This window comes from Siminovitchia fordii DSM 16014 = CIP 108821, assembly GCF_000374565.1.
GTDB classification, from domain to species: domain Bacteria; phylum Bacillota; class Bacilli; order Bacillales; family Bacillaceae_C; genus Siminovitchia; species Siminovitchia fordii.
In genome coordinates, this window is record NZ_KB894685.1 from 434,860 (window position 1) to 448,694 (window position 13,835).

The following is a 13,835-nucleotide window of genomic DNA, read 5'->3' on the forward strand; positions in this document are numbered from 1 at the left end:
CGTTATCCCACCATTCCCATTAAGTAAACGACAGTGAAGATAAATACCCAGACTACGTCGATAAAGTGCCAATAGATACTTGCCAAATAGAACTTAGGCGCATTATAAAGACTTAGTCCTCGTTTTGCGTTGCGTACAAGCAATGCCGTGATCCACCCGAGACCAAATATTACGTGGCCTCCATGGAATCCTACAAGTGTATAGAAAGCGGAACTAAAGGCACTGCTTTTAAAGCCGAATCCTAATTCTGTCGTATAGTGATGAAACTCATAAACTTCAAGGACAAAGAATCCCAAACCAAGCAAAAGTGTAATGATAAACCACAATTGCATCTTTTTATAATTAAAGTTCCTCAAATGGTATATCGCATACACACTTGTGACTGAGCTTGTCAATAAAAGCATCGTCATGGCAAATGCTAGCGGCAGACCAAAAACATCTGTTGAAGTAAGGCTGTCACTATTTGGAACTTTATCCTTAAGTGCCAGATAAGTTGCAAAGAAAGAGGCGAAGAGAACAGTTTCGCCTCCAAGGAAAAACCAAAGACCCAAGAATTTATTTTTTCCTTCCAGCGTGGCTCTCTCTGGCGTCTCCGGCCATGTTTCTGGAGTAAATTGCTGTTCAACTGCCATTATGCCTTAACTCCTTTCTCACTATCATCCATCAATTCTGATTTAGGTATATGATAGCCGTGGTCGTCTTTCAAGGAGCGTACAAGCATAGAACCAAATGCAATGACCAAACCGATAATCAATACTGGTATTCCCCATGAATGCTCTTGGTGATAGATAGCTCCGAAAGATGCAACAAAGAAACCGAATGAGATCATGAAAGGAATGAAGGAACCATTTGGCATGTGAATTTCACCAATAGGCTCTGCCGGTGTCATTTCAGTCCTTCCTTCCATTTTTTCCAACCAGAAAGCATCAAGTCCACGAACAAGTGGAAGTTGCTTGAAGTTGTAGAATGGCGGAGGTGAAGGAATTGCCCATTCGATTGAACGGCCATCTCCCCAAGGGTCGTTTGCAACTGCTTTTCCTTTAGCAGACACTACGATGTTAATGAGCAATACAATTACTGCAACAGCCATTGTCAAAGCACCGATAGAACTGATCAGGTTTCCTGTAGTCAATCCCTGTCCGTCAAGGTAAGTAAAAACTCTTCGTGGCATACCCATCAATCCAAGGAAATGCTGAATAAAGAAAGTTAAATGGAATCCAATTACGAACAATGCCCATGTGATTTTACCTAATGTCTCATTCAACATTCTTCCAAAGATTTTTGGCCAGTAGTAATGAACTGCTGCAAAGATACCAAACACTACCCCACCTACGATTACATAGTGGAAGTGAGCGACAATAAAGTATGTGTCATGATACTGATAGTCGGCAGGAGCAGCAGCCTGCATGATACCAGTTACACCACCCATAACGAATGAAGGGATAAAAGCGGCAGCCCAAAGCATTGGAGTAGTAAACTTAATACTTCCTCCCCACATCGTTAAGAGCCAGTTAAAGATCTTAATACCTGTAGGTACGGCAATAGCCATTGTTGCAACAGCAAAAATCGCATTGGCAATGTTACCCAGTCCTACTGTAAACATGTGGTGAGCCCACACCATGAAACCAAGGAATCCAATCAATACAGTAGCAAAAACCATTGATGAATATCCGAACAGTCTCTTTCTTGAAAAAGTCGAGATAATTTCAGAGAAAATACCAAATGCTGGTAAGATCAAAATATATACTTCCGGATGTCCAAAAATCCAGAAGAAGTGTTCCCAGATGATTGTGTTTCCTCCAGCAGCCACGTTGAAGAAGTTCGCCCCAAACATTCTGTCAAATGTCAAAAGGAACAACGCAACTGTAAGAGGAGGGAATGCAAACAAGATAAGTGCTGATGTGATGAATGTTGTCCAAGTGAACATTGGCATTCTCATGTATGTCATTCCCGGTGCACGCATGTTAATGATTGTAACGAGGAAGTTGATTCCTCCCATGAGCGTACCGAACCCGGAAATTTGAATTCCGGTGACATAGAAGTCAACACCATGGCTGGTTGAATTCATCGCAAGTGATGCATAGGAAGTCCAACCCGCATCAGGCGCTCCTCCCAGGAACCAGGATACGTTCACCAGCAATCCTCCGAATACGAAAAGCCATAGGCCAAGAGCGTTCAAAAATGGGAAAGCAACGTCCCGCGCTCCGATTTGGAGAGGCATAATCGCATTCATAAAACCTATTAAGATCGGCATGGCTGCAAAGAAAATCATTGTAGTCCCATGCATCGTCATCATTTCATTAAACGTACCGGCACTCACAAAGTCATTGTTTGGCACTGCGAGCTGGATACGGATAATCATCGCTTCGAGACCGCCTAGGAGAAAGAAGAAGAACCCTGCGGCGAAGTATAGGATACCAACTTTTTTATGGTCCACAGTTGTTAAGTAGTCCCATACAGCGGCTCCGAAACTTCTTTTTTGAGCAATAGTACTCACAATTAAACCTCCCTTTGTTATACATTCATTATTTTTGTACCTTTAATTCCATCAAATACGCAGCCAAGGCATCCAATTCCTGATCGGACATTTCCGGATACGTACCTGTCATTTTGTTGCCCGGTTTAATTTTCTCAGGATCTTTAATCCATTTTTTCAATTCTTCCTCATTGTGATCGAGAATCCCTGCAACTCTTTCACGATCAGCAAACCCAGCAAGGTTTGGAGCAAGTTCTCCACTAGGTTTTGCCTCTGGTGTCACTGCGTGACATGTAATACAGCTCTGGTTGAAAATTTCCTCGCCTTGTTTGGCTAGATCAGTAGTTGGTTCAACAGGCTCTTTTGCATTTTGCATGTCAGCAACCCAGTTTTCAAAATCCTTCTGTGGCAATGCTTTTACTTTGAAGTCCATTAATGCATGAGAAGGACCGCATAGCTCTGCACACTTTCCATAGAATAAATTTCCTGCTTCCTCAGCTTTATCACTATCGGCAATCAACCAAAATTTATTGACGTTTTCCGGGTTAGTGTCTAATTTCCCACCCAGTGGAGGAATCCAGAAGGAGTGTTTTACATCTTTACTTACTACCTGGAAGTAGACTTTTTCATCCGTTGGAATGACAAGGTCCTGGCTCGTTACAATGCCAAGATCCGGATACTCGAATTCCCACCAATATAAGTGTGCATTGACGTTAACAACGAGAGCTTCCCGTTTTCCATCGGCGTCTTTTTTATCAATTGCAGAAACATCACCTTGGCTGAAAGTAACAGCAACTGTCGGTACTGCAAGGATTAGAAGTAAAATGATCGGAATAACAGTCCATACAATTTCCAACGTGTGGCTGCCTTCGACCTGTTTTGGAATTCTATCATCTTTACGTCGGAATTTAATAATGGCAAAAGTAAAGATAATTACTACAACAATGATTACCAATGTCATGATCCCTAAACTGAGAAGAATGAGATCATACTGCTGTTTCCCAACTTCTCCTGCGGGAACCAGCCCGGATAGATAAGGCTCGCCGCAGCCTGAAAGCACTAGCGCCAATATCGCTAAAACTGATAATAGACGCCACTTTTGCAGCCATAGTTTCATAATTCAATCAAACCCCTCTTTCGTAAAATATCTTAGTGGTTGCAAGGACCGGGTCTTTCTATATGGATTTCTTTTAAAAAGAAAGAATTCCCAAACTAAATTACTGCGAAAATGACCATTGCTGTAAAAATGATGGTCAAATAATTCAATGAATAAACAAACATGAGTGTTGCCCATTTTATATCATTTTTCATTTTATATCCAGCAATTCCCAACAAAAGCCACCCAACATTTAATATCGTGGCTAAAACTACAAATGGTATTCCTAATGCCGTCATGAAAAAAGGGATTGGCAACAATAAAGACACCCACATGACCATGCTGCGTTTCGTGGCAGCAAAACCTTTCACGACAGGAAGCATAGGAATGCCGGCTGCTCTGTATTCCTCAGTTCTCCTCATGGCCAGCGCGTAAAAGTGAGGCGGCTGCCAAATGAACATGAGAAGGAACAGCATCCATGCCATCATCGGCAGACTCGGATCGATTGCCGCCCATCCGATCAACGGAGGAGCAGCTCCCGACAAGCTTCCAATGACAGTGTTGCTGACAAGCTTACGCTTAGCCCACATACTGTAAAGGACCACATAACTTAATACTCCAATGACACCGATAAAACCGGCTGTTGCATTGGTGAGAAAAATGAGAATTAAACCCAATATTACGAATGTGAATCCTACTGTTAGGACTTTTGCGCCGCTAATCCGTCCGGTAACTGTCGGTCTTGATTTTGTCCTTTCCATAATAGGATCAATATCTCGGTCAATATAATTATTGAAAGCACATGATCCAGCCATAATAAAGGCAGACCCGAGCAGCGTAAAAATGACCGTTTCCAAGGATTGGAGGAAATGCTGTCCATTATATATGAGTGCAAGCCATAGCCCCGCAAAAACCGGTATCAGATTAGAGTTGACAATGCCAATTTTGATCAATGCCATAAAATCCGACCAAGCCGTCGAAGGAGGGGCTTCCACTTCAGATATGAGGCGACTGTTATCCATATCTTTTCCCACTCGTCTCCTTTCCCAAAACTTAATTTACATATAATTCTTACTATAGGCCATCTTGAGACAGTTTTCCTGCATTATGTATGATGTTTCAGTATTTGTTCACTTATTTCCCTGTTTTTTCAACTTTTTCCTGAGAGCATGGCTAGACGTCTGCACACCATATTGTAGCATACAGCTGCAGAAAAGCCGAGAGCGGTTGACCGGGATTATGAACGAAGGCCTTCAACAATATATTTAATCATATAATTCAACGATTTTTCCATTGCATTAAGCCATTATTTTGTCCAAAATGTGTCACCCAAAAATAATTTTATGACATAATTCAGCAGTCTCTTATACCATTACTATCAAAAATAGTTGTTTTTTTCAAGTTTATACTTTTTTCGACGGTGTTAACAAATTTGTCGGTTGTATTTTTGAGCCCGTTTATGTAGTATCGAAGTTGAATTCAAAATTCAATTATTCCAATAAAAATTAATAAAGATAAGTGGGTGAAACTTTGCACCGGAAATTAAAATGGTTCGCTATACTTACAACGGTGGTGATGGTTTTTGTCCTGCTGGGTGGTGCTTTGGTTACAAAGACCGATTCTGGTATGGGTTGTGGAAGGTCATGGCCACTATGCAACGGCCAACTGATACCTACCGAAATCACTGCTGAACTTATCATTGAGCTGGCCCACCGGATCGTTTCCGGAAGTGCCGCCCTGCTCGTTCTGATACTTTCCATTTGGGCATGGAAAACGATTGGACACAAAAGGGAGACAAAAGCTCTTGCCATCCTTTCAGTTTTCTTTCTGATTTTGCAGGCACTGATAGGGGCAGCCGCTGTTGTCTGGGGACAGTCTAGCTTTGTATTGGCGCTTCACTTCGGAATCTCGCTGATTTCTTTTGCTTCTGTATTTTTATTGACCCTTCTGATTTTTGAGGTTGATAAGAAACTGGACACAACGAAAATCAGGTTGGATAAAAAAATGAAGTATCATACAATTGGAGTTACAGTTTATTCTTATATAGTTGTATACACAGGTGCTCTTGTCCGGCATACAGAAGCAAGTCTTGTCTGCAAAGATTGGCCTTTCTGTTTAAATAGCTCACCTTTCTCCCTTCCAACCAATTTGTATGAGTGGATCCAGATGGGACATCGTTTTATGGCGGGCCTCATATTTTTATGGATTGGCTATATTACTTGGATGGCGATCAAGAGGTATAAAGACCAGAAAGTTGTTGTCAATGGCTGGATTATTGCTTTCATCCTTGTTGCAATGCAAGTTGCAGCCGGAGCTGCAGTAGTATTTACAAGCTTGAATATTTTTGTTGCTTTGGCGCATGCACTTTTCATTACTTGCCTCTTTGGGCTACTGAGCTACTTTATCATGCTGATCACAAGAGGCGGCATGGAGTACTCCCCAGCTTCAAATACGGAAGATAGTGCAGAGGCAAAGGCTGAAATCAAATCGCCAAATATCATTCCTCAATAAGAAATGCAAATGACTATCTTAATTATAAAAACTTGCACAGCCGAAAGCTGTGCAAGTTTTTTATTTGCGGAACTCTTATGCTATTTCTCTACCTCGATCAATAAATCCCCGGGTTGGATAGCATCTCCTGCATGTACAAAGATGTCTTTGACTATCCCGGAAAACGGCGCTTGGACTGTCGTTTCCATTTTCATCGCTTCTGTGAGCACAAGGTGATCCCCTTTTTGGACCTTTTCCCCTTTTTCGACGAGGACTTTCAATACGGTGCCTGGCATCGTGGCACCAATATGGGCCTGGTTCTTCGGGTCTGCCTTTTTTTTGAGCTCCACGGTCGATTTAATATTCTCATCCTTAATAACGACTTCCCTTGGCTGACCATTCAGTTCAAAGTAGACGACCCGTGTACCGTCCGGCTGCGGCTGGCCAATGGAGACGAGCTTTACGATCAGCGTCTTCCCTGTTTCGATCTCTACTTCGATTTCTTCACCTAGTCTCATACCGTGTACAAAAGTAGGGGTGTCGAGTACCGAAATGTCCCCGAATTGGTTCAGCGTGGCAATATACTCCAGGAACACCTTCGGATAAAGAGCGTAGGCGATCAGATCTTTATTGGATATGTCCGGCCCCATCTCATCTGACAGTTCTTCTTTGAGTTGGTCGAAATCCACATCTTCGAGCAGCTCACCCGGACGGGCTGTAATCGGTTCACGGTTTTTCAAGATTACTCGCTGCAGTTCTGCAGGAAATCCTCCGTGCGGCTGTCCAAGATATCCTTCGAATAGCTCGACCACTGAATCAGGAAAATCAATTGACTGTCCCCTTTCCAGCACCGATTTTTCATCCAGGTCATTTTGAACCATGAATAACGCCATGTCTCCAACGACTTTAGAAGAGGGGGTCACTTTGACGATGTCTCCAAACATACGGTTAACCCGGCTGTACATGTCCTTGACCTCATCCCAGCGGCCGCCCAGTCCAACAGCTTTCGCCTGCTGCTGCAGATTGCTGTACTGCCCGCCTGGCATCTCATGTTTGTACACCTCGGTATGAGGAGCGAGCATTCCGCTTTCAAAGTCCCGGTAATACTTGCGGATATCCTCCCAGTAGTATGAGAGTTTCTCCAGGGAATCAATATCTAGATCAAGCGCATCGTCCGTCCCTTCCAATGCATAATACAGCGTATTCAAGCTAGGCTGAGAGGTCAATCCGGCCATCGAACCGAGTGCCGTATCGATGATATCCACTCCCGCCTCAATCGCTTTCGTGTAAGTAAGGATACCATTTCCACTAGTATCGTGCATATGAAGGTGGATCGGCAAATCAACCGTCTCTTTCAGTTCGGAAATCAGGCGGTAGGCCGCTGCCGGCTTTAAGAGACCAGCCATGTCCTTGATCGCCAGCATATGCGCTCCCAGCGCCTGCAGCTCCCTGGCCATGTCTTTATAATAGTCGATATGGTATTTCGGCCTTTCGGAATCGTTGATATCTCCCGTATAGCAGATGGCTGCTTCGGCGATCTTACCCGACTGGCGGACCGAATCAATCGCCACCTCCATTCCTTTTACCCAGTTCAAACTATCAAAGATCCGGAAGACATCAATCCCTGCATCTGCTGATTCCTGAATAAAAGCCTTGATGACATTATCCGGATAATTTTTGTAACCGACCGCATTCGACCCCCTGAACAGCATTTGGAACAAGATGTTTGGCATCTTTTCCCTCATCTTTGCCAGTCTGTCCCACGGATCCTCCTTCAAGAACCGGTAGGCAACATCAAATGTGGCCCCTCCCCACATTTCTACAGAAAAGAGTTCGGATAGAAGGTGAGCTGTGGGTTCAGCAGCCTGGACGAGATCGCGGCTTCGGATACGGGTGGCCAACAGAGATTGATGCGCATCACGGAAGGTAGTATCTGTGATCAGGACCTTTTCCTGATTCCTGACCCATTCTGCCAGTCCATCGGGTCCCTGTTCATCGAGGATCTGTTTAGTGCCTAACGGGACTGTTTCGTCCACTGGCACGGCGGGAATCCTCGGATCGGGTTCGACAGGTTTTTTCGTCTTTTCTATGCCAGGAAATCCGTTGACTGTAACCGTTCCTATATAAGTTAGCATTTTGGTACCTCGGTCCTTGCTCTCAGGAAAAGAGAACAGTTCAGGGGCACTGTCAAGAAAAGAAGTATCATACTCACCTGTTATAAACCGTTCGTGCTGCATGACGTTTATTAAAAATGGGATATTTGTTTTAATTCCGCGAATCCTGAATTCCTTCAAGTTTCTGACCATTTTTGCTGCAGCCTGTTCAAATGTCATTGCCTGTGTTGACAGCTTCACTAGGAGGGAATCGTAATAAGGAGTAATGACAGCTCCCTGAAACCCATTTCCTGCATCCATACGGACGCCAAATCCTCCACCTGTCCGGAAAGCCATGATTTTTCCGGTATCAGGCATAAAATTATTCAGCGGATCCTCTGTCGTTACTCTCGCCTGGATAGCATATCCATTCATCTTGATGTCTTCTTGTTTCGGAATTTGGACATTTTCCCCATGGAGTGAATGCCCCTCGGCAATCAAAATCTGCGACTGGACAATATCGATTCCCGTAATCATTTCCGTAATGGTATGTTCCACCTGGATTCTCGGGTTCACTTCAATAAAGTAGAACCGGTTTCCTTCGACGAGGAATTCGACCGTTCCCGCATTGAGGTAGTCCACATTTTTCATAAGCTGGACAGCAGCTCCGCAGATCCTCTCCCTCATCTCCTCATTGAGTGATACACACGGGGCAGTCTCTACCACTTTCTGGTGTCGCCTCTGGACAGAACAGTCGCGTTCAAACAAGTGAACGATGTTCCCGTGAGTGTCTCCAAGGATTTGCACCTCAATGTGCTTCGGGTTTTCAATGAACTTCTCCACATAGACTTCATCATCACCAAAGGCTGCCTTCGCTTCAGACTTTGCCCGTTCATACGCCTCCTTTAACTCCCCCTTGCTTCTGACGATGCGCATGCCGCGACCGCCTCCCCCGAGGGACGCCTTGACCATAATTGGGTAACCGTATTCATTTCCGAAGGCAGCTGCTTCTTCCAGACTAGCAACCGGGCCATCACTGCCCGGAACAGCCGGTATGCCTGCCAGCACCGCCTGCTCTTTGGCTTTGACCTTATCACCGAACATATCCAAATGCTGGATTTCGGGGCCGATGAAGGTGATCCCCTCTTCGGCGCACCGTTTTGCCAGCTCAATATTTTCCGAGAGGAATCCGTAGCCCGGATGGATGGCATCAGCCTCAGACCGTTTGGCGATTTCGATGATGCCTTCGATGTCGAGATATGCATCGATCGGCTTTTTCCCTTCTCCTACCAGATAGGCCTCATCCGCCTTATAACGGTGATAGGACCCTGAGTCTTCACGGGAGTAGATTGCGACTGTACGGATTCCGAGTTCTGTGCAGGCTCGGAACACACGGATCGCAATTTCCCCGCGATTGGCAACTAATACTTTGTTAATCTTTGTCATGTAAGCTCTCTCCCCTTCATAAACATTTATCTGTCTATTTAAGGTTCACCCATGGACGCTTATCTTGGCTGCCTTCATGTAATCTGTCAGTCCGGGGAACTGGAACAGTATTTTTAGTTTTGAACTTTTCCTCATATTGATTGAACATCGAAACGTTGGCAAGGATTCCCATCGCTATAGAAAGAACAAGGATGGAAGATCCCCCATAGCTGATAAACGGCAATGGCACTCCAGTAATCGGGATAAGTCCCGACATGCCACCCAGATTGATAAACGATTGTATTCCAATCATCCCTGATATCCCGATGGCAAGCATGCTGCCAAATGGATCACGGCTTCTTGTACTGATATAAATTCCTCGCAAAACGATGAAACTTATGCTCGTCAGAACAAATACGACCCCAAAAACCCCCAGCTCTTCAGCAATAATTGCCATGATAAAGTCAGTATGGGCTTCGGGCAAATATCCCAGCTTTTGGACACTCTGTCCCAACCCCAGGCCTTTCAATCCTCCTGACCCGATGGCCAAAAAAGAGTTTACCAATTGAAAGCCTTCGTTTTGTCCTGTTCCAAACGGGTCCAAAAACCCATAGATTCGACCAAGCCGATTGTCAGTGAAGATCTTATCGGACTTTAATATGACAATCGGAGCAAGAACGGCTGCCAAAAGCAAGCCCAGCAAGCTCAGTTTAAATATAGTCTTCAGTCGCATGCCTGAGCACATGATGATCATCATACCGATGAGAAAGGTGATGAACGCTGTCCCATTATCTGGTTCCATGGCGATTAGAAAACAAACAAAAATAAGGAATATCAATGGAGGCAGTACGCCTTTATCAAGTTGATTTATGTATGCCTGTTTCTTGGAGTATACAGCAGATAAATAAACGATTACGCTCAGCTTGGCAAATTCTGAAGGCTGGATTTTCCTGGTACCAAGCTGAATCCAGCTTTGGGCATTATTTGTTGCATGTCCAAATATATCCACAGCGAGCAACCCGAAAATTGCAGCTATAGTAATAAAAACTAGAAATTTTTTACTTTTAAATGCTTTATATGGAAATAGGGCAAAAAATAAAAAAAACAGAAACCCTATTGCCAAATTGATTTTTTGCTTTTGGTAAAAGAAATCCGCTGGATACCCATAATATTGAACGGCCATCACCATACTTGCACTGTAAATCATAATCAATCCAAAGAGGCAAAGAAGCAAATAAACTGTGATGATTGAGTAATCATATGATTTCAAGATTTTTTTAAACATATTATTCATCCAATCTATCATTCAGATTTCGCAGGGAGCATGGATAACAGTTTACTATCTATCTGTAAACTATAAAACTTCCTGTCTTTAGAGTTGGATTGGGCCATTCAATTAGACGAAAAAACTCAAACAATTACAAACGAACTGTTTGAGCTTAACTGTCAGCGAGACGTATGCAACTTGCACTTTTTCATTTTTCACTTTGAGTAAATGCTTCGTGAAGCGCAGACAGTTTCCTTTCCAATGAAAAAATCAACTCTTTCCCGTCCTTTTCGTCGACCAGACCGAGACGGACGGCAAAATCTATCTCACGAGAAAAGCCAAACATTTGTGTATCAAGAACTTCCTCGTATAAAGGACATTGAGGCATTGTTAAGTTGTCCATTTGCACCTGAATCAAACGCAATATTTTCTCTGCGTCTGCCTTCAAAAGAGCATAGGCTTTTTCCCGATGATTCAGCTTTATATCAGACACCACATTTAATCCCCCTATCTCCGGACAAATAGACAATACTATCTGTAAATTTTAACCCTATTACTATGAAATTGCAAGGGATTGCCCATTAATTTTGTCTTTATAATATCGAAGTTAAGAGTATTTCTAAAATCTGAAGAGTTTCCCGGCAAAGTTAAGAGTATTTCTAAAATCTGAAGAGTTTCCCGGCAAAGGTAAGAGTATTTCCTAATTCCGAAGAGTTTCCCGGCAAAGTTAAGAGTATTTCCTAATTCCGAAGAGTTTCCCGGCAAAGTTAAGAGTATTTCCTAATTCCGAAGAGTTTCCCGGAAAAGGTAAGAGTATTTCCTAATTCCAAAGAGTTTCCTGACAAAAGTTAAGAGTATTTCTAAAATCTGAAGAGTATCCCTACAAAGTTAAGAGTGTTGCATCATTTTCCTTCAAACTTTTAATTTCATTTTTTTAGAGTTATACTAACTGGAGTGGATAAGGAGGTTATTGCATGAATACAATCATGCCCATTAAGGGGAAAGTAAAGTTTCCAATCACATTAGACGCCGGAGTATGGATCTTTGATGATCGGCGGATTGATTTGAATACATATTTCACAGAAGAAAAAAAAGATAAAGATCCTGATGAAATAGAATTTACAGTCGCTTCAAAGCATTGGGACAGGGTCATCAAAGAAGGGGCTGTGTCGCCGCCAACGCTTAAGTCGGAGCGTCAATTTGAAAAAGTAAAGGTATTGACCGGTTCATTCGGAATAGCGTTAAAACCGTTCTTGGAAAATGCCGAACCGGAACCAGGGACATCCGAGCTTGTCATTGAAACATCATCCGGCGAATTTTCTGTACCGCTGGAAGAAGGCAAAGATTTGATTCTTGCTTTTTCAAAAAATGGCAAACCTCTCCGAGAAGATGGGCCTGTCCATATCTTATACCCTGATGGCTCCAATAAAGAAAACCCCATAAAGAATGTAAAGGGGTTCCGAGTGCAATAGAGTTAAAGCAGGCGTTATGGACGCCTGTTTTTTTATGATGTAATGCAAAAACTGCATGTTTCTATAAAATATCTGCTGCGAGCTGTGCCAGATCAGATCTCTCCCCTTTGACAAGCTTAATATGACCGGCTGCACTCTGCTCTTTGAATTTTTCCAAAACATACGTCAATCCGTTATTATATTCATCCAGATAAGGATGATCAATTTGTTGCGGATCTCCCATCAACACAATTTTACTTCCTTCCCCCACCCTTGTTAAGATAGTTTTCACTTCGTGCTTTGTAAGATTCTGGGCTTCATCTATGATAATGAATTGCTCCGGGATGCTCCGTCCCCTTATATATGTCAGCGCTTCGACTTCAATGGAACCCATCCCTGCCAGGATTGAATCCAGTTCACCTGGTTTTTTCGTGTTGAATAAATATTCAAGGTTATCATATATCGGCTGCATCCACGGCCTTAACTTCTCCTGCTTCTCACCCGGCAGGTAGCCGATGTCCTTTCCGACCGGGACGATCGGCCGTGCCACAAGCAGTTTTTTATATTTTTTCATATCTTCAGTCTGCATTAATCCGGCTGCCAGAGTCAATAGAGTCTTCCCAGTACCGGCTTTTCCAATCATCGTGACTAGTTGAATATCCTGGCGAAAAAGCAGCTCCGCTGCCATCGTCTGCTGGACATTTCTCGGCTTGATTCCCCATATGGAGTCAAAATGGGTTATCAATTTTTTGATCATGGTTCCTGTTTCATCAACAATACCAAGCCCTGACGATGAACTTCCAAGCTCATCTTTCATGATGATAAATTGATTTGGATAAAGCGGTTTGCCGTTCACAATATCCAAGCTTGAAATTTCTCCTGTTTCATAAAAAATCCTTAATAAGTCGATATTCACAAAAACTTCTTGGGCCCCGGTATATAAATGGTCTACTTCAACTACACGATCATTTAAAAAGTCTTCTGCCTGAAGTCCAAGGGCATCCGCCTTTACTCGCAACAGAGCATCTTTGCTGACGATAATGACCGGCTTTCCATTCTTTTTCTTTTCTTCCTCCTGGGCGATGTTTTTTGCCACCGCCAGAATCCGGTTGTCATTTGTCTTCTCTAAGAAAATCTCCTGAAGCTGGTGAAATGATCTGTGGTTAAGTTCGATTCTTAGGGTCCCTCCATTATCCAAGGCTATCCTTTCGTGAAGTTTTCCGGTCTGCCTGAAGCCGTCTATCAATTTGGAAACATGCCTTGCATTCCTGCCGATCTCGTTCACATACCTCTTCTTTGAGTCCAGTTCTTCCAGCACAACCGCCGGAATTACAATCTCATTGTCCTGGAACGAAAAAACGGCATTCGGATCTTGCAACAAGACATTCGTATCTAAAACGTAAATTTTCGTCAAATTGATGCCTCCTGCTCCTTTTTAATATCATATGATGCTGTAGATCGGCCGGTTCCATTAGAAAAATGTCGTAGAGGGACAGCTCTTTGTCTGAAATATATGTACTTGTGCATAAACTTAGAA

The 13,835-nt window shown here is 43.3% G+C and carries 10 protein-coding genes; 2 read left to right on the forward strand and 8 right to left on the reverse strand.

Going from position 1 to position 13,835, the window contains the following annotated elements:
- Positions 1–2: 2 nt before the first annotated feature.
- From C509_RS0102200 to cyoE, 4 genes are all read right to left on the reverse strand, one after another.
- Positions 3–632, reverse strand: a complete 630-nt coding sequence (locus tag C509_RS0102200; protein WP_018705267.1) for a cytochrome c oxidase subunit 3 — start codon at positions 630–632, stop codon at positions 3–5.
- A complete protein-coding gene (ctaD, locus tag C509_RS0102205; protein WP_018705268.1) occupies positions 632–2,497 on the reverse strand; it encodes a cytochrome c oxidase subunit I in 1,866 nt (621 codons plus the stop codon). The genes C509_RS0102200 and ctaD overlap by 1 nt, the downstream gene beginning before the upstream one ends.
- Positions 2,498–2,525: 28 nt before the next feature.
- Positions 2,526–3,593, reverse strand: coding sequence for a cytochrome c oxidase subunit II (coxB, locus tag C509_RS0102210; RefSeq protein ID WP_018705269.1), 1,068 nt, complete (start codon positions 3,591–3,593; stop codon positions 2,526–2,528).
- 95 nt (positions 3,594–3,688) lie between these two features.
- Complete coding sequence (gene cyoE, locus C509_RS0102215) at positions 3,689–4,594, reverse strand: heme o synthase (protein ID WP_026319635.1); 906 nt, start codon at positions 4,592–4,594, stop codon at positions 3,689–3,691.
- Between the two features lie 508 nt (positions 4,595–5,102).
- Between cyoE and C509_RS0102220 the strand changes: the two genes are divergently transcribed.
- Positions 5,103–6,083 (forward strand): COX15/CtaA family protein, encoded by a 981-nt coding sequence (locus C509_RS0102220; RefSeq protein WP_018705271.1) that lies wholly within the window; start codon positions 5,103–5,105, stop codon positions 6,081–6,083.
- Between the two features lie 80 nt (positions 6,084–6,163).
- Here the strand turns inward: C509_RS0102220 and pyc are convergent, their stop codons facing one another.
- The 3 genes from pyc to C509_RS0102235 all read right to left on the reverse strand — a co-directional run bounded on the left by pyc (position 6,164) and on the right by C509_RS0102235 (position 11,343).
- Positions 6,164–9,601 (reverse strand): pyruvate carboxylase, encoded by a 3,438-nt coding sequence (pyc, locus tag C509_RS0102225; protein ID WP_018705272.1) that lies wholly within the window; start codon positions 9,599–9,601, stop codon positions 6,164–6,166.
- A gap of 34 nt (positions 9,602–9,635) precedes the next feature.
- On the reverse strand, positions 9,636–10,865 hold the full coding sequence (locus tag C509_RS0102230; RefSeq protein WP_018705273.1) for an FtsW/RodA/SpoVE family cell cycle protein: 1,230 nt from the start codon (positions 10,863–10,865) through the stop codon (positions 9,636–9,638).
- A 190-nt stretch (positions 10,866–11,055) separates the two neighbouring features.
- The gene (locus C509_RS0102235) at positions 11,056–11,343 is read right to left on the reverse strand and encodes an Fpa/YlaN family protein (protein ID WP_018705274.1); all 288 of its coding nucleotides are present in this window, start codon (positions 11,341–11,343) and stop codon (positions 11,056–11,058) included.
- 478 nt (positions 11,344–11,821) lie between these two features.
- Between C509_RS0102235 and C509_RS0102240 the strand changes: the two genes are divergently transcribed.
- Positions 11,822–12,319 (forward strand): molybdopterin-binding protein, encoded by a 498-nt coding sequence (locus tag C509_RS0102240; RefSeq protein WP_018705275.1) that lies wholly within the window; start codon positions 11,822–11,824, stop codon positions 12,317–12,319.
- 61 nt (positions 12,320–12,380) lie between these two features.
- On the opposite strand, the gene C509_RS0102245 is transcribed toward C509_RS0102240, so the two are convergent.
- Entirely contained in the window at positions 12,381–13,712 is a 1,332-nt protein-coding gene (locus C509_RS0102245; protein WP_018705276.1) for a PhoH family protein, read from the reverse strand.
- Between the last annotated feature and the right edge of the window lie 123 nt (positions 13,713–13,835).